Origin of the sequence: Alteromonas sp. Cnat2-8 (genome assembly GCF_022348355.1) — a bacterium.
GTDB classification, from domain to species: Bacteria; Pseudomonadota; Gammaproteobacteria; order Enterobacterales; family Alteromonadaceae; genus Alteromonas; species Alteromonas macleodii.
The window spans coordinates 261,414-285,732 of sequence record NZ_JAKREX010000007.1 but is presented as its reverse complement, the minus strand read 5'-3'; the positions used below and the strand labels follow the sequence as shown (position 1 = coordinate 285,732).

The 24,319-nt window shown below is 43.9% G+C and carries 23 protein-coding genes and 1 rRNA gene; 11 read left to right on the top strand and 13 right to left on the bottom strand.

The window, feature by feature from the left end:
- The first annotated feature begins 228 nt into the window (after window positions 1–228).
- A 5S ribosomal RNA gene (rrf, locus tag MHN00_RS19060) occupies window positions 229–344 on the top strand.
- A 390-nt stretch (window positions 345–734) separates the two neighbouring features.
- On the opposite strand, the gene MHN00_RS19055 is transcribed toward rrf, so the two are convergent.
- The 9 genes from MHN00_RS19055 to MHN00_RS19015 all read right to left on the bottom strand — a co-directional run bounded on the left by MHN00_RS19055 (window position 735) and on the right by MHN00_RS19015 (window position 11,403).
- Window positions 735–1,274: an acyloxyacyl hydrolase gene (locus MHN00_RS19055; RefSeq protein ID WP_239302073.1), complete on the bottom strand. Its 540-nt coding sequence runs from the start codon at window positions 1,272–1,274 to the stop codon at window positions 735–737.
- Between the two features lie 136 nt (window positions 1,275–1,410).
- Window positions 1,411–2,241, bottom strand: coding sequence for a substrate-binding domain-containing protein (locus MHN00_RS19050; protein ID WP_239302072.1), 831 nt, complete (start codon window positions 2,239–2,241; stop codon window positions 1,411–1,413).
- A complete protein-coding gene (locus MHN00_RS19045) occupies window positions 2,222–3,025 on the bottom strand; it encodes a hypothetical protein (RefSeq protein ID WP_231506374.1) in 804 nt (267 codons plus the stop codon). Before MHN00_RS19045 ends, MHN00_RS19050 begins: the two co-directional genes overlap by 20 nt.
- 130 nt (window positions 3,026–3,155) lie before the next feature.
- Window positions 3,156–6,245, bottom strand: coding sequence for an error-prone DNA polymerase (locus MHN00_RS19040; protein ID WP_239302071.1), 3,090 nt, complete (start codon window positions 6,243–6,245; stop codon window positions 3,156–3,158).
- 36 nt (window positions 6,246–6,281) lie between these two features.
- Window positions 6,282–7,769: a DNA polymerase Y family protein gene (locus MHN00_RS19035; protein ID WP_239302070.1), complete on the bottom strand. Its 1,488-nt coding sequence runs from the start codon at window positions 7,767–7,769 to the stop codon at window positions 6,282–6,284.
- Entirely contained in the window at window positions 7,769–8,518 is a 750-nt protein-coding gene (locus MHN00_RS19030; protein ID WP_239247523.1) for a recombinase RecA, read from the bottom strand. Before MHN00_RS19030 ends, MHN00_RS19035 begins: the two co-directional genes overlap by 1 nt.
- Window positions 8,519–8,765: 247 nt before the next feature.
- The gene (locus MHN00_RS19025; protein WP_061438886.1) at window positions 8,766–9,275 is read right to left on the bottom strand and encodes a hypothetical protein; all 510 of its coding nucleotides are present in this window, start codon (window positions 9,273–9,275) and stop codon (window positions 8,766–8,768) included.
- Between the two features lie 2 nt (window positions 9,276–9,277).
- A complete protein-coding gene (locus MHN00_RS19020; protein ID WP_239302069.1) occupies window positions 9,278–11,029 on the bottom strand; it encodes a DUF885 domain-containing protein in 1,752 nt (583 codons plus the stop codon).
- A 38-nt stretch (window positions 11,030–11,067) separates the two neighbouring features.
- A complete protein-coding gene (locus MHN00_RS19015; protein WP_239302067.1) occupies window positions 11,068–11,403 on the bottom strand; it encodes a DUF1820 family protein in 336 nt (111 codons plus the stop codon).
- 189 nt (window positions 11,404–11,592) lie between these two features.
- Between MHN00_RS19015 and MHN00_RS19010 the strand changes: the two genes are divergently transcribed.
- A complete protein-coding gene (locus MHN00_RS19010) occupies window positions 11,593–13,230 on the top strand; it encodes a M28 family metallopeptidase (RefSeq protein WP_014947750.1) in 1,638 nt (545 codons plus the stop codon).
- Between the two features lie 257 nt (window positions 13,231–13,487).
- On the opposite strand, the gene slmA is transcribed toward MHN00_RS19010, so the two are convergent.
- Window positions 13,488–14,075 (bottom strand): nucleoid occlusion factor SlmA, encoded by a 588-nt coding sequence (gene slmA / locus MHN00_RS19005; RefSeq protein ID WP_012516568.1) that lies wholly within the window; start codon window positions 14,073–14,075, stop codon window positions 13,488–13,490.
- 115 nt (window positions 14,076–14,190) lie between these two features.
- The gene (gene coaBC / locus MHN00_RS19000; protein WP_239302066.1) at window positions 14,191–15,420 is read right to left on the bottom strand and encodes a bifunctional phosphopantothenoylcysteine decarboxylase/phosphopantothenate--cysteine ligase CoaBC; all 1,230 of its coding nucleotides are present in this window, start codon (window positions 15,418–15,420) and stop codon (window positions 14,191–14,193) included.
- Between the two features lie 209 nt (window positions 15,421–15,629).
- Between coaBC and radC the strand changes: the two genes are divergently transcribed.
- From radC to mutM, 9 genes are all read left to right on the top strand, one after another.
- Window positions 15,630–16,307 (top strand): DNA repair protein RadC, encoded by a 678-nt coding sequence (gene radC, locus MHN00_RS18995; protein WP_014947752.1) that lies wholly within the window; start codon window positions 15,630–15,632, stop codon window positions 16,305–16,307.
- Window positions 16,308–16,399: 92 nt separating this feature from the next.
- Window positions 16,400–16,753 (top strand): hypothetical protein, encoded by a 354-nt coding sequence (locus MHN00_RS18990; protein ID WP_239302065.1) that lies wholly within the window; start codon window positions 16,400–16,402, stop codon window positions 16,751–16,753.
- Window positions 16,754–16,847: 94 nt separating this feature from the next.
- Complete coding sequence (locus MHN00_RS18985; RefSeq protein WP_014947754.1) at window positions 16,848–17,537, top strand: YjbF family lipoprotein; 690 nt, start codon at window positions 16,848–16,850, stop codon at window positions 17,535–17,537.
- Window positions 17,537–18,286, top strand: a complete 750-nt coding sequence (locus MHN00_RS18980; RefSeq protein WP_039236677.1) for a capsule biosynthesis GfcC family protein — start codon at window positions 17,537–17,539, stop codon at window positions 18,284–18,286. The genes MHN00_RS18985 and MHN00_RS18980 overlap by 1 nt, the downstream gene beginning before the upstream one ends.
- A complete protein-coding gene (locus MHN00_RS18975; RefSeq protein WP_014977887.1) occupies window positions 18,283–20,385 on the top strand; it encodes a YjbH domain-containing protein in 2,103 nt (700 codons plus the stop codon). Before MHN00_RS18980 ends, MHN00_RS18975 begins: the two co-directional genes overlap by 4 nt.
- A gap of 337 nt (window positions 20,386–20,722) precedes the next feature.
- A complete protein-coding gene (gene rpmB, locus MHN00_RS18970; RefSeq protein WP_014947757.1) occupies window positions 20,723–20,959 on the top strand; it encodes a 50S ribosomal protein L28 in 237 nt (78 codons plus the stop codon).
- A gap of 11 nt (window positions 20,960–20,970) precedes the next feature.
- The gene (gene rpmG / locus MHN00_RS18965) at window positions 20,971–21,126 is read left to right on the top strand and encodes a 50S ribosomal protein L33 (protein ID WP_012516577.1); all 156 of its coding nucleotides are present in this window, start codon (window positions 20,971–20,973) and stop codon (window positions 21,124–21,126) included.
- A 266-nt stretch (window positions 21,127–21,392) separates the two neighbouring features.
- Window positions 21,393–21,857, top strand: a complete 465-nt coding sequence (locus MHN00_RS18960; RefSeq protein WP_239302064.1) for a hypothetical protein — start codon at window positions 21,393–21,395, stop codon at window positions 21,855–21,857.
- Window positions 21,858–22,667 (top strand): bifunctional DNA-formamidopyrimidine glycosylase/DNA-(apurinic or apyrimidinic site) lyase, encoded by an 810-nt coding sequence (gene mutM / locus MHN00_RS18955; protein ID WP_014947759.1) that lies wholly within the window; start codon window positions 21,858–21,860, stop codon window positions 22,665–22,667.
- Window positions 22,668–22,685: 18 nt separating this feature from the next.
- On the opposite strand, the gene coaD is transcribed toward mutM, so the two are convergent.
- Together coaD and MHN00_RS18945 are read right to left on the bottom strand one after the other, a co-directional pair.
- On the bottom strand, window positions 22,686–23,174 hold the full coding sequence (coaD, locus tag MHN00_RS18950; RefSeq protein ID WP_131138286.1) for a pantetheine-phosphate adenylyltransferase: 489 nt from the start codon (window positions 23,172–23,174) through the stop codon (window positions 22,686–22,688).
- A 98-nt stretch (window positions 23,175–23,272) separates the two neighbouring features.
- Window positions 23,273–24,004 (bottom strand): 3-deoxy-D-manno-octulosonic acid kinase, encoded by a 732-nt coding sequence (locus tag MHN00_RS18945; protein ID WP_014977890.1) that lies wholly within the window; start codon window positions 24,002–24,004, stop codon window positions 23,273–23,275.
- Between the last annotated feature and the right edge of the window lie 315 nt (window positions 24,005–24,319).

The following is a 24,319-nucleotide window of genomic DNA, read 5'->3' as shown; positions in this document are numbered from 1 at the left end:
GACTCCATTCCGAACTCAGAAGTGAAACGTATTAGCGCCGATGGTAGTGTGGGGCTTCCCCATGTGAGAGTAGGACACTGCCAGGTCCCAATTAAAGAAACCCGCCTAACGGCGGGTTTTTTGCTTTATATAGAAGCTATAGCATTTTATGTATGCGAGCTCACAGAATTTAGTAAAGTTGATAAAGCATCAGCTTTACGCAGTAAACGCTACTGCAAACCAGTTTTTCCTGGCAGCCATAGCGATACGGTACCACCTGATCCCATTCCGAACTCAGAAGTGAAACGTATTAGCGCCGATGGTAGTGTGGGGTTTCCCCATGTGAGAGTAGGACACTGCCAGGTCCCATTAAGAAGAACCCGCCTTACGGCGGGTTTTTTGCGTTTGGAAGGAACAAAAAATGGGGTCAGAGTACATTAATCCCCAATCTTCCCCCTTTAAAACATCAAAAAGGGGTCAGAGTACATTAATACTTCTAATACTCCTCGAAATCAAATCAGCCCTTAACGAAATGCTCGGGAAATGAAAATGTACTCTGACCCCAAAGTTTTTCCATCCCATTTTATGGGCAGCCTAAAGGCTTTACTCCCTTATCATAAAGAGGTTGAGGCACATCATCTCAAATATAGAATAATGGGGTCAGTGTACTTTTTTGAATGAATGATCTTAACAGCGTAACAACACAGCCTAGCTTCGTTGTTTGCAGTGTAGAAATGTACTCTGACCCCATTTCTTTAAAAGTGGTAGGCGTAGGATAGGTTCAGGAAGTCTAATCCGGGGTTGTCATTGTTGAAGCCGCCGTTTGAAAAGTGCATATAGCGCAGTGCGACATGTTGTTTCTTATCGATCTCTACAAACACACCTAATCTGTCTTCGAACTGATAGTTAGATCCAATATCTTTACCAGCGACTTTCTGATTACCTATGTAACTCGCTCCTATCCCCGCTTCTATATATACGGGATATTTGTCATAGAGCGTTGAAACCTGTTTCATAAATACAGGAGTTAATGACGCACCGTAGCTTGTACTATGCGTATCGTTTTCACCATACTCCCACACTACGGCACTCACTTCCCAGTATAGCTTTAGGTCGCCAAACCAATCAGTAGTAAGCGTTTGTTCAAGTGGCCTGTACGCGAAGCGCATACCATCGATATCGTCAAAGCCGTGCATATAATCTACACTCACGGTTTGTTTCGCTTGTACGCTACTTGCGGTGAAAATAATGAAAATAATGAAAAAAGAAAATAGAAGTAGTGATGCCTGTTTCATAATTGCTCCTTGATCTGATAATCAACAAGCAAAATTTTTTCCAATTAAAAATTATTTTAATTTCAAAGAGATAATAAAAACTAAATGCCGAACTATTCCACGCGAGTAGTGTAATTTACTGACACTGTTGAAGTTTTTACAAAGGTGTCCAGCGTGTATCTGCACTTACATGTTGCTCTTCCATCAGACGCTCGATCAGTTGCTTTGTATCTTCAATACCATACTTCGCTTTAATTTTATTTATGCTTTCAGATTCTGAAAGTATAAATGTATTGAGCTCGGCAAGGATCTCGGGGTGTTTTAAGGTTGATAGCGAAAATGAGACAACGTTGTGTGGCAGGGTTAAATCAGCGGCAAATGGTCCCATTTGCGGAAAGCGACGAGCAACGTTTTTAGCGGCATTATATTCCACATCTAAAGCATCTACGTTATCGCTCTGTAGAAGATTAAGCCCATCATAAATACTGTTTACGCCGGTTACTTTAACGGTACCGTTCTTAATTTGCTGTTCCCACTTTACAGGGGAAAATCCGTCTGGCGTGGCAAGTTTTGTGATGTGAGTAATTCCTTTACCAAGGTTATCTGTTTTAACCAAAGTCACGGCGAATGTTTCTGCCAGAGGTTCAGAATACACTTTGTTGAGGCTATGGGTTATTTGATCATACCATCTGGCGTTATCAGGAAAGACAAAGTCTACATTGCCTTTTTTCAATTCTATTTGAAGGCGTTTAACTGGCATGCTCAAGTATACAAAGCGATGTCCGCTTTGCTTTGAGAATGCTTCAAGAATAGCCCAACCCAACCCCTTTTCATGATCCGATGAAAAGTTGTAATACGGATAATATTCAATATTTTGAGCGCCTACGATATAGGTGTCGGCTGAAACAAAAGGACTTGAAAGTGTGCATGTAACTGGCAATACCGCCATTTGCACAAAGCGACGAATACTATTTCCAAACCTCTTCAATTTTCAATCCTTGTTCTATCAAAAGCTTCTGAGACAACTGCTCGAAAGGGGTTATTCCGTATTTTGTTTTTATACTATCAATTAATTCTGGATTTGAGGATATGAACTTATTAAGTTCACTAATAATGTCTTGATGATAAAGCGTAGATAGGGAAAAAGGAATTTCATTATGTGGAAGCGTCAAATCTAAAGTAAATGCATCTTGCTCATATGATAGAGGAGCAGATCGCTGGCTAACGAAATACTCTAAATCTAACCCGTCTACACGTTCTTGGTACAAAAGCGCCAAGCCTTGTTGAATATCCGTAACCCAAGTTATTTGGGTACGTTGAGTGTCTATTCTCTCTTGCCAATTTACCGGTGTGAAGCCTAACGGCATGGCGAGGTTTTTTATCTTTTCGATGCCTTTCCCAGCGTTCTGTCGTTTTACAATTGTCCCCGTTACTGCGCTGGTTAATGGGAGGGAAAAGTACTTGTCATTTGAAGTGGTAATGCTGTTATACCAGCCTCTATTATCAGGGTATACAAAGTCAACATTGCCTTTAACTAACTCGAGTTGAAGCCGTCTTATGGGCAAGCTTAAATACACAAACTCGTGTCCCGAAGCTTCAGAAAAAGCTTCTAAAATTGACCAGGCAACCCCTTTATCTGTTGATGATGCAAAATCGTAATGGGGGAAATAAGCTAAGTTTTGTGCGCCAATCACATATTTATCTGCATAAATATTAAGGCTAAACAAACAGCCAATGAAAAGCCCAATACATCGCATCATTCTAAACTCCAAAATGACTACAGCAATTTACAATATACAAATAAATTATCTTTGAAGCATTTCCTTGAGAGGAAGTTTTTTAATACAAAAATAAATCGCGTATCTATACACCATAATTTATCGTTTTGCGGGTGTAAAATACTCAGTGAAAATCTCTTGAACTTAATGACAGCTTTTCGAGCCACGGCGTCCGATCAATAAGCTTACCTGCGATGATATGAATAACTCCCTCTTTGGAGCGTTCAATAATACCATTTACCTGTAGCAGTTTAGCTTTTAAGAATGTTTGTTGCTGAGCACGAGCGGTAGCTTGCCACACCACAACGTTCATATTGCCTATATCATCTTCTAAAGTTAGAAAGGTAACGCCTGCGGCTGTACCCGGGGCCTGTCGACCTGTTACTGCGCCGAGTACTTTTACAACAGATTTATTGGTCTTGTCTTTAAGCGAATTGGACCAGCTTATGTCTTTAAGCTTATGTTGCTTTTTGAGTAAAGAAATAGGGTGGTTATTTACTGATAAGCCGGTTGAGGCATAGTCTTCAAGTAAGTTTTCTGCCTCGGTCGGTGCAGCACCCAGCGGTGTGGCATTTTTATCTGCATAAAAATCGTCAGTATCAAACAGTGGTAAACGCGTTTGAGTATCCATAATTCGCCAGCGAGTTTCATATCGATTGCCTGAAATCGTGCGAAGGGCATCGGCGCTGGCTAGTGCCTCTAGTTCGTGACTTTTAAGCGATAGCTGCTGTAATTGTTCAACATTGGTGTAGCTTTTGTCTGAACGGTTTTCCACGATAAGCTGAGACGATGCTTCACTTAAGCCTTTAATAAGCTTAAGACCAAGCTGAATGTGTTTTTCCTGGCCTTGTACCACCAAAGAATGCTCAACGTCAGACTGGTTAACACAGGGCGCTTCTACCCGTATGTGATGACGCTTAGCGTCTTGAACTAACTGGGACGGGGAATAAAACCCCATGGGCCAGCTATTTAATAGCGCTACGTAAAACTCAACGGGAAAGTAAAACTTCAACCAGCAAGATACATAAGCTAATACGGCAAAAGATGCTGAGTGCGATTCAGGAAAGCCGTAACCTGCAAAGCCTTTTATTTGTTCAAATAAGTTGTGGGCGAACGTACTGTCATAGCCTTTATCCGTCATCCCCTTAATAAGCTTGTCTCTGAACTCAAAAATTCTACCGTCTTTTTTCCAGCTCGCCATTGCGCGCCGCAGTTGATCGGCTTCTCCGCCACTGAAGCCAGCTGCAACCATGGCAAGCTGAATCACTTGCTCTTGAAAGATAGGCACGCCCATGGTGCGAGACAGAACTTTCTCCACATCTTTAGATGGGTAGCTAATGGTTTCGTTACCGTGTCGGCGTATCAAATAAGGGTGGACCATATCACCCTGAATCGGACCTGGCCGTACAATGGCTATTTGTACAACCAAGTCGTAATAGCGACGAGGTTTTAGCCTTGGCAGCATAGACATCTGAGCTCGTGATTCTATTTGAAAAACGCCTACCGTATCGGCCCGACAAATCATATCGAAAACCTGTTTGTCATCTCCGAGCTTAGTAATGAACGGAATACTGGTTTCAACAGGGTATTGTTTATTGATAAGAGAGAATGCACGACGTATAGCGCTCAACATCCCAAGCGCCAGTACATCCACTTTTAAAAGGCCTAAGGTTTCAATGTCGTCCTTATCCCACTGAATAATAGTACGCTCTTCCATCGCGGCGTTCTCAACAGGAACAAGATCGTAGAGCGGCCCTGCGCTAATAACAAAACCGCCTACATGTTGCGACAAATGTCGGGGCGTGCCCAGTAAAGCTTCGGTAAGGGTAATTAACTGCTGCACCCTAGGCTCTTCAGGGTTTAGCCCAAGCCCCGCCAGCTGAGATTTCCACGGAATAACGCTGTCTCGGCGATTAATCTGCTTTACCACAAAATCAAGCTGTGATTCGCTAAAGCCCAGCGCCTTGCCCACATCTTTAAAAGCCGACTTAAAGCGATAGCAAATAACCGTAGCCGCGATAGCGGTTCTTTCCCGGCCGTACTTTTGATAAATGTATTGGATGACCTCTTCACGGCGTTGATGCTCAAAATCCACATCAATATCTGGCGGTTCGTTACGCTCTTTGGAAATAAAGCGCTCGAACAGCACACTTATTTGCCTTGGGTCTACTGCGGTTATTTCCAAGCAATAGCACACTACCGAGTTGGCCGCAGAGCCGCGCCCTTGATACAAAATACGTTGTCGCTTGGCAAACTGAACAATGTCGTAAATGGTTAAAAAGAAATACTCATACTCTTGCTCGGCAATAAGCGTAAGTTCTTTTTCTATGGTTTGGCGAATATCAGGGGTTATACCTTCAGGAAAGCGCACTTTTATACCGGCCTCTACACGTTCCCGCAAATACGAAGTGGGCGTATACCCTTCAGGTACAAGCTCCGCAGGATAGTGGTAGCGCAGCTCTTCTAAAGAAAATGTGAAAGCGTGAGCAAGGGCATTGGTATTGGCAATCCATTTCTCAGGGTAAAGCTTCTTAATTTTTTGTACGGTTCGCAGACTACGCTCTGCATTACTCAACGCATCCCGACCTATTTTGTCTACACTGGTATGCACGTTAATAGCATGCAATACATGTTGAAGCGGCAGTCTGTCAGCGTGATGCATGAGTACACCTGTACAGGCAATAACAGGAAAAGGATAGGCAGACTGCAGATGATTGTAATGCGCAAACCTGTGGTGATCCCTTCCGTCTAATAGGCGCTGAGCGCCAATATAGGCATCAATACTAGGGTGTTTTTGCAGCCATTCAGCCCAATGCTTGTCTTTAGCTTCTTTGCCGCTTGGTAGCCAAATGAATTTGCAATGGCGAATGGTACGCAAGTCCCACTCAGCTAGTTGGTATTCACCTTTATCAGAGCGACGCCTCGCGTTAGTAATAATTCGGCATAGTTCGCTATAGGCTGCTTTGTTCGGGCACAACAGCACAAAAGATAAAGTGTCATCAAATACAAAGTAACTACCCACAATAAGCGTAATCGGTAGGCCCTGATGCTTAATTTCGTCGAAAGCCCGTACCACTCCCGCTACTGAGCATTCATCGGTAATGGCAAGTGCGTCGTAACCAAGGAAAGAAGCCGTGGTAACAAGCTCTGCGGGGGAAGAGGCACCGCAAAGAAAACTATAATTGCTTTGGCAAAAGAGCTCACTGTATTTCATGATATTGCCTTTACCTTTTTCTTTAACCGCATACCGCTAGCAAAAAAGGCCCTGCACCCACCAGCGGCTCTCTTCATCTTTAAACACTAAAAGCTTTACGCATTGCTCAGTTTGGGCGATGAAATAATCACGCTTTGTTGGGCTGTCATGCCACCACTCGCTATGTAATCGCACGGGGCCAAAGCAAATTTGGGTAGCCTGAATAAGCGGTTTAGGTACATCAAAAGTGAAGGTGGGCGTAATGTCACTGCTATAAGCATAATTACGGGTGCAGTTACCGGTGCTCGACTCCGTCACCGTCATATATTCAAACTGATGGCTGTCGGCAGCGCGAGGTTGAAACGTACTGTTATCGCCTAGCTTCGCGTTTAAGCGCCCAATTAATTGCTTTTGTGCAATATCGTTAAATCTGTCGCTAAAAAAGTCGCCATTCTGCGTATCCATTTCTTCAAATTGCTGACAGGTAAGCGCAATGGCTGTAGCTGGCTCAGGCAACACCAGATTCTCAGTTTTAAGACTAAACAAGGGCAGCCAACTTTGTACTGAAGACTGAGGCAGTGCCGAACGTATATTAATATCCATTACAGGTGCTTCTCTGAAATGAATATGTACACTGATGCTGGATGTATATAAGTTTCTTGCCCGTAAATAGTGAGACAAATGCTCAAACTGCTGGCTGACAAAAGGGGTTAGATGCTGCGTGTTTTCAATATCAAAAGGCAATAGGATAAAGTTATCGAAGTGCTCCAAAGGCCTAAATAACGTAACGCGTGGAAAGGTTTCTCCCCTTAACGCAGTAAGATACATAATAGTGTTATTGTCAAAGCGCCGACCCAGTTCTTGTACCGGCATTGCCAACAGCTGTTGTACGCAGGAAACGCCCACCCTTGCCAACGAGTCAATGACTTTAGGTGATAGAGCCGTAATAGAAAGCGGGCACGTACTTAGCGCTTTTTTTATGTCATCGGATGTATGCAAGTAGGTATTAAATTTATGAAGCGCTAATACTTTTGCGGCCTCAATTGTCCATGCGCTAGCAAAATGATAACGAATATCTGCTTCTGCCAGAGCTTGAGTTAATGTTTTCCACAGTGGCGTATGGCCGCCATAGTAATGAGTTAGGTTATCTAGCCTTACTGCCAGACCGCTGACACTATTCGAGTGAAGGTGGTTGTCTAATACGATGTCAGAAGCCAGTGGGTAAAGCCGATGGGCTAACTGCGTCAGCATATGCTTTTCGGCTTCTTCACTGAAAGGCAGAATATGTACGTAAGGGCATAGCGCCGCCGCTTGAGCTAGCCCATGCCCAATTTCAATGCCTTCTTTTTTCGCAATATCATTACACTGCGTAATTTTGTTTGTTTTACTGCAGTACACTGCAACGGGAGTATTCGACGCTAACGCTGAATACTGGTTGTTAGTTTCGTGCTTCGGCAATTGGCTATGTGCACGCTTACTTCTAGCCGCTTTGATATGGCTGTCTAAAGTAAGTTGATAGCAATGAATATAAGCCCACAGCATCATTAGCTCACAGAGTGTAATGCCTGATCGGAAAGCGTGTTGTGTGCCATGGCCCATTTAATGGCGTGATTGTCGGGGGTCCACCGATGGGAAATAACAATGTTATCTTTGGGCCACCCATGACGCTGCTTGCGTATGTTCACCGCCAAAGCGTGGGGTTTACCTTTTAGCGCAATATCCAACGTAATGGGTAATGCACTGTCGCTTTCATTCGACAGGTTGGCTTGTGAATCACTTGAGCTGGCCTTCGGGTAACCTAACTGTGAGGCCTGCTGTTGCGGTGGAGTATACAGTAAGCACAGCGCATCATTATGCGTTGCCGCTACCTGCAGGCGTCGCGCTTCTTTTTGATTTACAGCATTACTCCACAGCACTACGCAGTGGCAAGCCGTACTTTTTAAACATTGCTCTGCTGCCCACAACGACTCTTGTTCAGAACCTGGTTTTACTACCAGCACTTGTTGCGCTTTAAGCCCCAAATTTTCTAACCACGGCGACTGTAGTAGCCCGGGAGGGTTAATAAATACCACCAGCTTATGCGTACGGTGTTGGCATATAACCTGTTTAAAGAGTGAAAGTTCACCCATGCCGGTTAACGAAGAGATACGGACAAGGCCTGTAGATGTAACGCCACCGTTAAGTGCTTTATCCAGACGCGGAAAACCCAGTGAAAACTTGGTTTCACTTTGTCTCTGATCTCTGGCCCGCCAAATATGCGGGTGGTTATTAAGCACGGATAACGATTTATTCATGGCACTCAAAATAAACTGTATTTTTATACAGTATTATAGTGCAGCAATAACCCTTTTCAAGACAAAAGGTTTTTGACTTGTTGTTTTAAACGCTAACTTACTGATTAGTTTGGAAAGGTAAAAAGATTAAACTTTTAAAAGAGTGGGAACATGGCTAGGGTCGCAGGCTTTACTACATAGCAAAGCAGACGACCCTGCCATACAGTTAGCGCTGTATAAGCGCTAACGAGAGACATAGAGTAAAATGTTACTCTTCAGATGGTTCTTTTTGAGCCTTTGTAGTCGTGCCACTTACTGTTGCTGTAACGGTTTGGCAAAAAGCAATGAAGCCGTCGGCCGTATTTTTTGACCACACCATACGTACGTTGCTAGGGAGTGCTTTCACCACCTCACGAATTTCCTCAAGCGTCACTTCTTCATTAAGCAGCACCTTATTCAGTGACTCCTCAAATGACATCCCTTTCTCACAACAGGCCATGACGATAGTCGAAAAGTTGCGCATAAGCGGGTGCAGCGCATTGTATTGAGTTTGGTCGATAAGGCGGCTTTTATAGGCGCTTTCAATACGCGCAGTAAGATTTTTCTCCAACGCATCTGTAACAAGAACAAGGTTGCGATAAGCATACGTAACCTTGTTGTTGGTCTGTTTATTCGAGTGACGCAATAGCGCCAGCTCTTTCTGTAAATTCTGCGCTCGCAGCACAAAGTAAATTAAAAACAGGATAAGTAATCCAATAACACCAAATGCAACGATCATGTCTATTGTGCCTTTTGTTCTTCTATAAACGTATTGATGTTTTGCTCCAAGATAAACAGTGGAACTGAGCCGTTTTCTAACACGGCGCGGTGGAATTTACGCACATCAAAACGCTCGCCTAATGCTTTCTCTGCCTTCTTGCGAAGGCCTTTAATTTTGATTTCACCAATCTTGTAAGACAAGGCTTGCGCTGGCCAAGAGATATAGCGGTCTATTTCAGTATTTACGTTGTGTTCTGAAAGCGCGGTGTTTTCCATCATATAATCAACCGCTTGTTGACGACTCCAGCCCATCGTGTGCATACCGGTATCCACAACCAAGCGACACGCACGCCACATTTCGTAGCTTAAGCGACCGAAGTTGTCGTACGGCGTTTCGTAAATACCTGCTTCAATACCTAAAAACTCAGAGTACAGACCCCAGCCTTCACCAAACGCTGAAATATAGGTGTTACGACGTACCATAGGTAAGTCTTCAAGCTCTGCTGCCAACGATATTTGAAGGTGGTGGCCAGGCACTGCTTCGTGCAAGGTCAGTGCAGGCAATGCATACAAAGGGCGCTTATCGAGGGCATACGTGTTTACCCAGTAATATCCTGGCTGATCATCGCGGCTAGGATGAATGTAACGGCCCGTTGTATATTTGGGCGCGATAGCGTCTGGTACAGGCGCTACACCGTAAGGCGTTCTTGGCAGATACTCAAAGAGCGAAGGAAGCTTTGCGTCCATTTTCTTTGCAATGAACGACGCTTCTTTTAGTAAATCTTCAGCGCTGGTGGCATAGAATTGCGGGTCTTCGCGTAAAAACGCAATGAAGTCGTTAATGTCGCCATCAAAGCCAAGCTCATCCACAATTTGCTGCATTTGCGCGCGAATGCGTTTTACTTCAGACAAACCTAAATCATGGATTTCCTGAGGCGTCATATCCGTGGTGGTGTAATGCTTGGCTCTATTGGCGTAATACGCCACGCCATCAGGCCAGTTATTCGCGGCAATATCTTCACGGGCGTTGGGAATGTATTCGTCTACCATGAAATCGTAGAACATTTGATACGCAGGCAATACGCTGCTGGTTATGGCAGCCTTGCCTTGCTCCGTTAGCGCTGATTTTTGCTCGGCAGTAAAGTACTCTGGAAAGCGGGTAAATGGAGAATAAAAGCCACTGTCCTCGGCATTTTCAACAATGTATGACGCCACCGAGTTCTCAAACCCTTTCAGCACGACTTTAGGCTGCGTGTAGCCTTCTTTTAGCGCCTGTTTCATATACGCAATTTGTTGGTCAAAATAAGGCTTAAGCGCATTTAGGCGGCTAATGTAGGCCTGATAATCTTCTACGCGCTTAAAGGTGGATAAATTAGGAAGTGAGGCCATTGCACCGTGAAAGCCATATTCTGAATTGATAGGCACTAAATGCGCGCGATACGTATATTCGTCCACATAGTTAGCTAAACGATATTGTTGCATCAGCAAGGCAATATAAGCATCAGTAGAGATGTCTTCTTTTTTATACTGACTTAAGGTCTTTTGAAAAGTACGCCATTGTTCATTTTGTGCTTTTAGAGCTTTGGGAGAATTATCTGGTAATACGTGAGCGAGTGAAGTATCTCCTTCGCGAGAAGCTAGAAGCGGGGAAACCGAAAGCTCGTATTGCCAAATGTCATCAAGTAGTTGATACAAGCTTTCATCGTTAAGGTCCTTTGCAGATGAGCTAACGCTGCAAATAAATAATAATGCTGCTAAAACATAGCGATACATAAGGGTCTCCGGCAACCTTCACCGGAATGACCCGGCGGTTACTCTTTCGTTGGTGTATATATTGGACTAGGGAAAGCAGTTACTTTATCAGATTTATTTTCTAATTTAGTAATTTTGGCTGAACCTTTTTTATTTACGGCGTCAATGCGCAAAATGTTGTGCATCGGAACATAAGTTTTTGTTACTTCAGAAAATTCGGTTTTCAACCTTTCATGGCTAGGGTCTACAACAACACTTGTGTGGGTGTCCCACACAAAGTCACCTATCTCGACAAAGCCAAACAAAGCGCCCTGAGTAAGGGTTCTAACGTAAAGTTCGTAACGTTCTCCATTGCTGATGAACTGAACGCGGTAAAGAATATCGTCTTTCGACATAGATGCTGCTCTTCACTAAAAAAACATAACAATATCCGGAAACGGAGCCGGCATGCGACTGACAATTTTACCTTGCTCATAAAATGCGAGCAACGGTAGGAAACACATGGTAAACGTAAGTAGTTTAATGGTATTCCGCCTATTAACTGCGTTACCATGATGCACACTTAGTTATATGGTGAAATTAGAATGATAAAAAAACTCCTTATAGGTAGTGCAATGACAGCAATGACCTTTGCTGCTACTGCCCATAACCACGCATCGACAGACAATGCTTTTAACCCTGATACACAGCGAATCAAATCGCACCTGTTTTTCCTAGCAGATGATTTGCTTGAAGGTCGTGACACGGGCTCTCGTGGCCATGAAATTGCGGCGCTATATATTGCGACCGAATTTGCTAAATATGGTTTGAAGCCAGCGGGTACAGACGGCTACATGCAAAACGTAGCGTTTCGCAAAGCGAATCTGGTTCAAGAGTCTCCCAAGTTTACTTTCACGCAAAACGGCGAAACCGTCGATTTTGACTACCCGAAAGAATATCTAGCTAGCCCGAGCTTGCTTAGCACTGAGGCTAATGTAAAAGGTGAAATGGTCTTTGTGGGCTACGGCATTGTGGCTGATGAGCTATCTCACAACGATTACAAAGACTTAGATGTAAAAGGTAAGGTTGTTGTAGCGCTTGCTGGTAAGCCAAGCGACTTTCCATCAGAAGAGGGCGCTCACTTTGCGTCTGGCTATCAAAAGCAAAAGTATGCGGTAGACAATGGCGCTATTGGCATGATCACTATCACAACGCCTAAAAATGAAAAGGTACGCCCTTATCAAAGCCGTTTGAACTACATCCATACGCCGCGTATGGCATGGTTAGACGACAGTGGTCAGCCTGCAAACAGCTTTTCTCAGCTTAAAGGTGGCGCTTACATGAGTGAAGGCGCTGCGCGTAAGTTATTTGAAGGCGCAGAAAAGAGCCTTGATGACGTTTATGCACAGCTTGAAGCCGACAAAGTACCGCAAGGCTTTGCGTTAAACGGTGTGGTTGATATCAGTAAGACGAGCGTACACGACACCATCACTAGCCCAAATGTTGTGGGTGTACTTGAAGGTTCTGACCCAGAGCTTAAAAACGAGTATGTGGTTTTCTCTGCTCACTCTGACCATATTGGTTTTGCCAAGACCGTAAAGAAAGACAACATTAACAATGGCGCCATGGACAATGCGTCTGGTACGTCAGTGATGTTAGAAACTGCACGCCTGTTTAGCGAAATGGAAGAAAAGCCAAAGCGCTCAATTCTGTTCGTATCGGTAACGGGTGAAGAGAAGGGCCTGCTAGGTGCAGACTATTTTGCTCGTAATCCAACTGTACCGGTTACTTCAATGGTGGCGAACGTAAATCTAGATATGCCAATTTTGACTTACGAGTTTGCAGACGTTATTGCGTTTGGCGCTAACCACAGTGATTTGCAAGAGTCAGTGGAAAAAGCGGCGGCGAATGCCAACATTGAACTAAGCCCTGACCCATGGCCTGAGCAAGCGTTATTCACTCGCTCAGATCACTATGCGTTTGTAAAGCAAGGTGTGCCTTCAGTGTTTATGGTGCCGGGTCTGAAGTCTAAAGATCCTAACGTAGATGGCAGCAAGGTGTTTGGTCAGTTCTTATCTACGCACTACCATAAGCCTAGCGACGACATTAACCAGCCATTCAACTGGAATGCGGCAGAGACTTTCACCAAGGTTAACGCGCAAATTGGTTGGACACTAGCAAACCAAAAGAACAAGCCTAAGTGGAACGACGGCGATTTCTTTGGAAACACGTTTAGCAAGTAAGTCCATATTTATTAAACATTAAAAAGCAGCATTTTTATGCTGCTTTTTTTGTGCCTGTAGCTTACGGACAGTGACTGAAATAATGAATTATGTGCATGTTGGAACGCTGAAAGCTGAACTCGACAGCTGTCTGATTTAATTGCACTTTTTGCATTGATTTTGAAAAGTGTCAATGCAATATAGAATGAGAAAAAAGCAATAAAAAAGGCGCTTGAAAGCGCCTTAGTCGTAACCCTTAGTCGTAACTTAGTTGGGTTCTAAACAAACATTTGCTTGAAAGCAGCCCACTGTTCATTGAACTGCTCGGTTGGCTTACGCGTAAATCCACTGCGGATAAAGCCATTAATACGGCCATCGGTGTAGCAAATCATCATGTTGGCGATAATCGCTTCATCTGCAGAAAGGGTTTTACCTTCCCGTAGCTTGCGCTCTCTTAGCACTTGTTTAAGCTGCGTTTCTAAACGCTCGAAAAGCTTTGCTATGCGCGCGCGCAACCGGTCTTGTTCACCCATTAACGCATCACCATTTAATATTCGAGTAATACCCGGGTTCTTCTCAGCAAAGCCCAAAATAAGATGAAGAATAAGCTGACAACGCGTAAGCGAGTCTTTCTCTTCATTCACAATCTTATTGATGCGCGTGAAAAGTGTTTCTTCAATAAACTCGATAAGCCCTTCAAACATTCGCGCTTTACTTGGAAAGTGACGGTAAAGTGCCGCTTCAGACACTCCCACTTTTTCCGCTAATTTAGCAGTAGTGATACGTTGACCTGGGCTGGTTTCTAACATTCCAGCAAGTGCTTGCAGAATTTGAGCTCTGCGATTTGTTTTTTTGACAGCAGGCATGACGAAAGTATTTCCTCCGCTACCGAGTTATAGCAACTCGGGCTCCATGTTAAGTTGGCTTACACCAAAGCGTTTATATTTATCGTTTTTATTATCGACACTTAATAAGCATCTGTTAGTTTTTATTGTTTAAAGCGTAGCGCTCTGCAATAAGTGCAAGTAATTGACCCGCTAACTCGCTTTTACTGGTTGCAGGTAATCGTTTATCACCATCTTGCCATATTACGTGCAGTGCATTTTTATCACTGTTAAACCCCAGACCCTCGGCAGTAATATCGTTAGCCGCAATCATGTCTAGCTTCTTTTTGGCTAGCTTCGAGCGCGCATAATCTTCTACATTTTGGCTTTCGGCCGCAAAGCCCACACAAAATGGTCTGTCTTGGCTGGTGGATATGGTTGCTAGAATATCAGGGTTTTTAACAAAAGTAAGTGTTAACTCATCACCGGTTTTCTTAATTTTATTGTCGGCAACGCTCACGGCCTTGTAATCTGCTACAGCAGCCGTACTAATAAATATATCTGTGGAGGCTTTAAGCGTTTGACAAGTATTAAGCATTTCATCTGCGGTAGTGACATTAATACGGTCACAGCGTTCGGGCGTTTCAAGCGACACAGGACCTGCCACTAAGGTTACATTTGCCCCCGCGAGTGCTGCTGCCTGAGCGATGGCAAACCCCATCTTTCCTGAGCTGTGATTTGAAATATATCGTACAGGGTCCAAAGGCTCTCTGGTTGGCCCCGCTGTTATCGTAATATTCTTTCCCGATAAGGCCTTTAGCGACGAAGAAAGGGATAAAGCGTCTCTCTCTGCGTCATTTATTACATTGGCAATATCAACAGGCTCAACCATTCGACCTGAACCCACATCGCCACAGGCTTGTTCACCACTTGCCGGGCCAATAAAGTTTACGCCGTGCTCTTTTAAAATATCGATGTTGCGCTTTGTTGCTACCGCTTTCCACATCTGTTGATTCATGGCAGGAGCAATAAAGAGTTTCGCTGTTGTTGCAAGGTACAATGTAGTCAGCAAGTCATCTGCCATACCGTGAGCAAGCTTAGCAATGGTGTTTGCGGTTGCGGGGGCAACAAGTAAGATATCAGCCCACTTTGCCAATTCAATATGCCCCATTGCGGCTTCAGCAGCAGGAGCAAGCAGCTGGTGATGCACTGGATTTCCTGACACAGCCTGAAGTGATAATGAACTAACGAACTCTGCGGCAGAGTCTGTTAGAACCACACGCACGTTTGCGCCTAACGCAGTAAGCTTGCGCACAAGATCAGGTGCTTTATAAGCGGCAATCCCGCCAGTAACACCTAGCAAAATATTTTTATTAGCAATAGACATAGAAGAACACAAAATCTCGAAATTAGCGTTAGCCTACCATGGTGACAAAAAATCGGATAGCTGAACGAAAGTAGGTCTTGTTTCGACAGTGGCATGTAAACAGTGCCTACAGGTGTCAAAAATCAATAATAAACCCGCCTTTTATACAGTCGTTTCTTTGTCACCATTCATCTATAAACAACCTTTTATAGAATAGTCGGGCTAGATGAATGTCGATAAAAGTATGGCCAAAGAATGAAAGGCCAAGAGAAAAATTATTGCAGCACGGGGCTGAAAGCTTAAGTGATGCTGAACTCATCGCTGTCTTGCTGGGAAAAGGTGTGAAAGGAAAAAGCGCTGTGTCTGTTGCACATGAACTTCTCAACGAGCTAGGCTGCTTACGGGGTGTGGTAACAGCAACGAAAGAACGGTTTGCCAAAATAACGGGAGTTGGACCGTGCAAGTATGCGCAGTTTCAGGCGGGCTTTGAAATATTTAAACGCAATTTGGAAATAAAGCTGAAGCGTCAGGACGTTTTTAATAATGTAGATGATACTAAACGTTATCTACAGGCAAAGCTAAGAGACTGTGAACGTGAGAAGTTCGCGCTTTTAATGCTTGATAGCCAACATCAGCTTATTGCTTTTCGCACTATGTTTAACGGTACGATAAACAGTGCAGCGGTCTATCCAAGAGAATTGATCAAACAAGTAATGATCGATAATGCAGCCGCGATCATTTTGGTTCATAATCATCCTTCAGGCGTTGCTGAGCCTAGTCATGCGGATATACGATTAACCGCAGAGATCAAAAGCGCAATGGCGTCGATCGATGTGCCAGTTTTAGATCATTTTGTGGTTGGTGATAAAGAAACTGTTTCATTCGCACAGCGAGGCTTGTTAAGATAAAAAATCTAAGTCATTTGTCGATTATAATCTAGTCAAATGGTTGAAAATGATTTAGCATAGGATTTAGTGGGTTATTTTATTAAAGGACTGTTATGAAGAAGTCAATCATTGCATTATTTGCAGCTGCAACTATGGTTGCAGGCGTTAACGCACAAGACGGCCAAGGTGGTGATGGTACCACTGGTGCTGGTGGCGTAAGCGGCGGTATGATCGCGTCTGGTGTTGTTGTTGCGGGTATCATTGCGGGTGTTGTAAACAACAACTCTGCTGATGCACCAGGAAATGGCGGTACTGATCCAGGTCAACCTACTTGTGAAGGTGACGACCAAATCGTTGATGGTGTGTGCGTAGGTACAACCGAAACTGTTACTGTAACTACCTCTGGTTCTGTAACAAAAACCATCACCGTACCTGTTACATTTACTTACGCACCGACCGTACAGTAAATTTAAGAGTATTCGAAAAAGCCGCTTTTTTTAGCGGCTTTTTTTATTTTTATAGCAAAGTTCATTTGTTTTTAGTTTTTGTCGGCGCATTTTAATGAAACTACACACTTTATTTGCCCTTTCGGGTGTTGTTTGCCTTTTTCTTTCCGGATGTTCCACCACGTCACTAGCGTATTACAACACGCTGAAGCTCGCGCTAAAAGATAGAACAGTTAGTTATACCGTTGAAGAGATTGCTGCTAGTAAAGCTGATCTTATGCAAATTAAAGCGGGCGGAAGAGATGCAGCCTCGCTTGCCCTTGCGTATATCGATGGTGAAAAGTACCGGTGGGTATCTGGTGATAAAGTCATCTTCACCATGCACCATGGCATTATCGTTAAAACTGAAGGTTTGGATCACGACCTATACTACACGGGAAATCTTCAGCACAACCCGCTTGCCACCAACAATGTTCTGCCATTCAATTGGAAACGCAAAGTTGATATTGCTTCCATCGGTTACGGTGTGCCGGTTGACTCATCTTGGCGAATAGAAGGGGAAGAAACTCGCGAATATTTAGGTTTTTCTGTTCCGGTAATTAAGGTTATCGAAACCGTAGAATTTTCTGAGTACACGCCATTTATCGACGTAGGGTTGTCGTGGGAAAACACATATTTCTTGCACAAATACTCGAAAGAACTTCTGGCCTCAAAGCAGCAGTTCAGCCCTGAAGGAGACGTTTACGATATGGTTTATTTAAGCCGAGTAGTACGTGAGATGAAGACACAAGGAGCAACGCAATAATGAAGTATATCTATACGCTTTTTATTGCCCTAGGCCTTACTGCAGCTACCAAGTTATATGCAAATGATAACCTTGTTAGTGTCATGATAAACAAGCAAACCTATCAGTTCGACAGGCCAATACGACTATCAAGCGTACTGTCCATTGTCGCTGATAATGGTGATTGGTACTGGCCTTCAGCTTCAGCCTTTGATTTAGCTAATCCTAAAGCTGAAGAAGAGAAAGAGATAGCGCTATCTCAAATTAGCGGACTGCTCAATCAATTTGATGCCGATTCTGAAACACATAAAGCCCTTCAAAATCTCTATGATCAGGTAAGCTCATGGACGGTGTCTACACGCATAGACATGCCAATTTCCTACAATCGAGCAAGGTTGTTTTTTGAAGACAATCCTATGTTTCAGCCAGGCAAATACTGGATTCGACTAAATGGAAGACCTGACGTTGTGCATTTCTCTGGTGCTGTTGTAAAGCCTGGTGCGTACAAGCATCAAAGTGATACGTCGGTTTATACGGCTGTTCACACGGTGAAAAAAGCGGTTGATGCCGACAGAAGTCATGTCTACGTAATTGATCCAATGGGAAATATTGAAGAAAAGGGTATTGCTTATTGGAATTTAGATTTTGGGCAGCTTATGCCGGGCAGCCAAGTCTATGTTCCTATCTCATCAGAACTCTTTAGCAATAAACTTAAGCAATTAAATGAGCGCGTAGCCGCTTTAGCAGTACATAGGGTTTTACCTCAATGAGTGCGCCACTACTTTCTAAGAAAAAAACACTTGCGCTTGTAATTGGCAGCGCGCTTTCTTCTACCGCTTTTGCTGATACTCAAGTTCGCGTTACTCCTTCGCAGATGGTGCAGGGCGGAAATGGTCTTATTCAAACACCAACGGCTCGTATGCGAGACGAAGGTGGAATGGCCATTAACTATACCGACAACGGCGAATATCGCTTCTGGTCTGTTAACATTCAGCTTTATGATTGGATGGAAGCAACAGCCCGTTATACTGACGTGCGCACAAGACTTTACAGTCAAGTTGAATCATTCAGTGGTGATCAAACGCTGAAAGATAAAGGCTTAGACGTTAAATTCAGATTATGGAAAGAAAGCTACTATCTGCCAGATATCAGTGTCGGCTTCAGAGACTTTGGTGGAACAGGCTTTTTTGAAAGTGAATACGTCAACGCCAGTAAATCTATCGGTCCATTCGACTTTCACCTTGGCTTAGGCTGGGGATATCTCGGTACAGCCGATGACATCAGCAACCCGTTTTGCGAGCTTAAAGACAGCTTCTGTGAACGCCCAGGGGGCTTCTCTGGCCGCGGTGGTAAGGTAGACTACGACCAGTTTTTCAAAGGAACAACCGCATTTTTCGGTGGTGTGGAATACCAGACACCATGGGAGCCGCTAACGCTAAAGCTTGAGTTCGAAGGGAATGACTATTCTCGTGACAGAGCTGGACAGCTAGAGCAAGATTCTCGCTGGAATGTTGGTGCAGTGTATCGTTATAAAGACTTCGATTTCACGTTGAACTATCAGCGAGGTAATACTGTTGGTTTCGGCGTTACGTATCGCTTTAATATGAATACGGCTTCGCAAATAAAGTTCGATGAACCACCTAAGAACCTGATGGGAAGAAAGGTGCCACAAGACGTGAAAGATGTTGATAAATCCCGTCTTTACAACGACCTTTACCGGTCGGGGGGCTTTGTACTGTCTGATGCTGAAATTAAAGAGGACAGCGCTACGTTTTACGGTACACAGGTTGCCTATCGTGACCAGGATGAAGCCATTGAGCGAATTGGTCGCGTGGCGGCCTCAGAGCTTCCAGATTCCGTAAAAACCTATCATGTAGTAGATAATCGCGCAGGTCTTCCTTTAGTTGACACGCAGGTGGATGCCGAGGCCTTTATTGCTGCAGCGCGTTACGAATCTGTTGACGCAGATATCACTGAAACCTACGTCAGAACATCACCCTCAAAAGAAGTGCTCGACGCCTATGATCCTGCCAATACATCTGGCTTCTACTACAGCGCAGATTTCTTCTTTACCCAATCATTCGGTAATCCAGAAGATTTCTATCTGTATCAAACCGGATTATTGCTAAACGGCGGTTATGCTTTTAACGAAAACTTTGCAATCATGAGCAGTGCCAGGGTTACGCTTCTAGATAACTTCGACAAGTTTAACTACTTGGTAGATAACGAAGAAGTGTCGCTACCTCGCGTGCGTACTCGAGTTCGTGAATATGTGTCAGCAAACGATGTATGGCTAGATACAACATTCTTACATTACAAAGACACCATTGCAGAAGACCTCTATGCTCAAGCGTACGCGGGTTATCTAGAAACCATGTTTGCTGGTGTAGGCGGTGAAATACTGTATCGTCCCGTTGATAGTAATCTAGCTTACGGACTTGATATCGCTTACGTAAAACAGCGCGATCCTTACAGTCAAACAGGTCTGGAAGACTACACAGCGGTCACTGGACACGCTAGTGTCTATTGGCAGCCAGAATTCTTAGACGACACGCAAATTACCGTAAGTGCTGGACAATTCTTAGCCAAAGATAAAGGCGTGAATATCGATTATGCGAAGCGTTTCGATAGCGGTATCATTGTTGGTGCATATGCGGCATTCACTGATGTATCGTCAGAAGAATACGGCGAGGGAAGCTTCACCAAAGGCTTCTACATTTCCATACCTACAGATCTGTTCTTGTTAGAACCTACCAAAGGTCGCGGATTATTCCCATGGGTGCCGATTTCTCGTGATGGCGGTCAAATGCTGCGTCGACCCACTCGTTTGATTGACATGACTGAAATAAGGTCACCATTTTTTGATTAAATAGAAATACGCCGCGTTCGCGTGGCGTTTATTCTCGTGCGGATATCTTAGATGCTGCAATGCGAATATAAAATTAAAGCGTAGATTGCGTATTTATTCATAGCCTAACCGCTTAGGGAAAAGTACAATACGGGCCGTGAAAAATGAGAGCTGGTAGTTTTTCGAGCAAAAAAAAGCCAAAAAGTAACCTTTTTGTACTTTCTTATTGAAATGATCCTGCCTTTGCTGTATAAAATGCGCCCTCTAATTTATAGTAATACGTCATTTGACCCAACCACTGTTTGAGCGCTTGGGATTAACTGACGCGACAGTTATCGTTGTTCTGGAGACAAATACAATGTCAAGAGTATGCCAAGTAACAGGTAAGCGTCCAACGGTTGGTAATAACCGTTCACACGCAAGAAATGCGACTCGTCGTCGCTTTTTGCCAAACCTTCAAACACACCGTTTTTGGGTTGAGAGCGAAAACCGTTTTGTAAAACTACGTTTGTCTGCAAAAGGCATGCGTATCATCGACAAGAAAGGTATTGATTCAGTACTAACTGACATCCGTACCCGTGGTGAGAAAATCTAAGGAAGCCGACAATGCGTGATAAAATTAAACTAGTTTCTTCAGCAGGTACAGGTTTCTTCTACACTACTGATAAAAACAAGCGTAACATGCCTGGCAAAATGGAGATCAAAAAGTATGATCCCGTTGTGCGTAAGCACGTTATGTTCAAAGAGGCCAAAATCAAGTAATTAGCTTGCTTTTGTCTCCACGAAAACCCAGCCCTTGCTGGGTTTTTTGCTTTTTGAAGAAGATATTTCTACTTCATCACGTCACGATCCCACCGGATCCCACATTCGACGAACCGCGATCCCTTGTGTTTGTCTTGCGATCACTGCTTTCTCCCACTTACTTTTTTCCAGCAGGTCCTAGGTTTTCTTTGAATTGAGTTAGCTTATGTATCGGCTAGGTATTACTATATTCCTAATTTCAGGACTCATATTTAACGGAACGTCAGGTGGCTAGAATTTCTCAGCGAGCAATGAATAACGTGGTCATTATTGCCATGCTTATCATGATTGCATTGTTTAACTTAGACAGTCTTGTACCTAAGAAGGACGTTGTTCAATCTCGCAGCCTGCTACCTGAAGACGCTTATGTGTTAAAAATAGAGCACGATGGCCATAGCTTAGAGCGAGTTGGACAGCAGTGGCGCCAGTCAGGTCAAAATACAGTCCTCGCCATCAAGCCGGATGTTCAGTTTTCCCATTGGCAGCGGGCAAGGCTTGAGCCGGCCATTGACGTACCCGAAGCGATTACCAACGTACAGCCTTACATCGTCGTAGTATGGCTCGCAGGCAATAATAACGGCAATGTTTACGCCATCTATCCGAATACATCACCTGTTGTGATCAAATTTGAAAATAATTGGTACACATTAACCAACACTGAACTTGATAATCTTTTACCTTGGATACTGTAAATGCCTGAACTACCAGAAGTTGAAGTAAGCCGTTTGGGCGTTTCTCCACATCTTATTGGCAATACCATTACGCAGGTGGTGGTGCGTGAGCGAAGAATGCGCTGGCCCATTCCACAAGAGGTAGCGAACGTTGAAGGGCAGAGCGTTATTGCTGTAAAACGCCGCGCTAAATATCTACTTATTGAAACAGCCAAAGGCACGTTAATTTTGCATTTAGGCATGTCGGGTAAATTACGCGTTATCGATGCGTCGACACCAATTATTAAGCATGACCACGTAGACATTGTTTTAAACACCGGTAAGTGCTTACGTTTTAACGACCCAAGGCGCTTTGGTGCTGTGTTATTTCAGGCCCCTGATATGCAAATAGCCATGCTTGATAACTTGGGCCCAGAGCCGCTTACAGACGACTTTGACGATAAGCGCTTATTTAAACTATCGCGCAATAGAAAAGGCCCCGTTAAAAACTTCATTATGGATAACGCCATTGTGGTAGGTGTAGGAAACATCTACGCGAACGAAGCACTGTTTTTAGCTGGTATAGACCCGCGAAGAGCCGCAGGAAACATTAGCGCTGCTCGCTATCAGTCGCTAACTGCAACCATTAAGCAAGTATTGGCCAAAGCCATTGAACAAGGCGGCACAACATTAAAAGACTTTGCGCAAACCGACGGTAAGCCTGGGTATTTTGCACAGCACTTGAATGTGTATGGGAGAAAAGGCGAGCCTTGTGAAGTGTGTGGCAAAGCCATCGAAAGTAAGGTTATTGGGCAGCGAAATACCTTTTTCTGTACTCACTGCCAACGCTAATATACTTATTATTGGTGCTTAACCTTTCTTGCTCAGCCGGTCTTTTAAAGCTTTCTCTACTACTGGGTGGCAAAAGCCACTCACTGCACCGCGGTGAAGAGCGACTTCTTTTACTAAGGTGGAAGAGATAAAAGAATTCTCTTCAGCAGGAGTAAGAAAAACACTTTCTAGTTTGGGATTTAAACGGCGATTCATATTTGCGAGTTGAAACTCGTATTCGAAATCAGAAACTGCGCGTAAACCACGAATGAGAATCGTGGCATTTTGTTCGTCAGCAAAATCAGCCAATAAACCAGTAAATCCCACTACCTCAACATTTGGTAAGTCAGCAGTGACTTTTTTTATCATTTCTACGCGCTCTTCTAACGTAAACAGTGGCTTTTTACTTGGGTTAGAAGCAATCGCTACAATCACATGAGAAAATAACTGAGATGCGCGTTCAATAAGGTCGGCATGACCGTTAGTGATCGGGTCGAAAGTACCAGGGTAAAGTGCTCTAGTGTGCATAAAGTCGAATCTTTTCGTTGTAGAGGGTTTATGTGTTCAACGTGGCTAATGTAACACATTATTAGCTTATACCAATCCGCTTACCACATGTGCTTTTATTACTTCACTGCCTCGCGGTAACCATTCATACACGCTGACCAGTCGCTCTCTTGCCAGTGAAAGACAGGGTTCTTCGCTTTCTCTTTATGTAAAGAGCGCAGCAGCCGGTCTAAATTACCTTGTTTCCAGCTGTTACCTTGACGCTGCTCGCAGCGATCGAAATCAATAAGCCATATTTGCTTATCGCTATCAATCATGATGTTTCGAACGTTGGCATCATGATGGTACACCTGACAATTGTGCATAGCTGCCAGTGCTCGGCCAACCTCATACCACTCATCTTTATCCAGTGGTTTATCGCAAAGTGCGTGGTGTAAATCTTTGCTATTTGGAATACTTAAAGTAATTAAATCGCCGCGGTAAATCAGGCCTCGGCGGTGTATACGCGCCGCAACAGGAACAGGCACAAGAAGACCTTGTGCTCGCATATATTCGAGCAGCCTGAACTCTTCAAACGGGCGAGAACGCTCAACACCAATAAACAGATATTGGTCGCTCAGTACTTTGCCGACCAAGCCACCACGTTTGAAATGGCGTAAAACCCAGCGCTGACCCTCATGCTCAATGAAAATGGTTGTACCACGTCCCTTGGCTTGACCTGTTATTTTGTCTTGAAGCTGCCAAAAGTCGGGGGTAAACATCTCCGCGTTGGGATGACTGACTAAAGTGTCGTCGAAAATAAAGTGGTGCCCAGCACCTATGTCTCGTCGTATTGTCGCCATGTCGCCCACAACTTATGGTAAATTCTTTATTCTAATGATTTATTTTGGTTTTTCAGCAACGACCGCGTTTCAGAGGTAAAAAAGTCTGTTTACGCGCTCATAGTTTTTACGTACTAAGATTATTTGTTGAAATAATGAATCTAATTCAACGTCTTAAGTATAAAAACCTAAGTCGTTATGCTCATACGCGAGTATCGTTGACCATATTCATCATTTTAGAATGAGCATGTTAAATTGCGGCGGCCCGGAGAGTTCTATCTGAAAAATAAGCATTTATATGGCGCGAATAGGTAATACTCGAGCAAATAGGCTTCACCTAGCGCT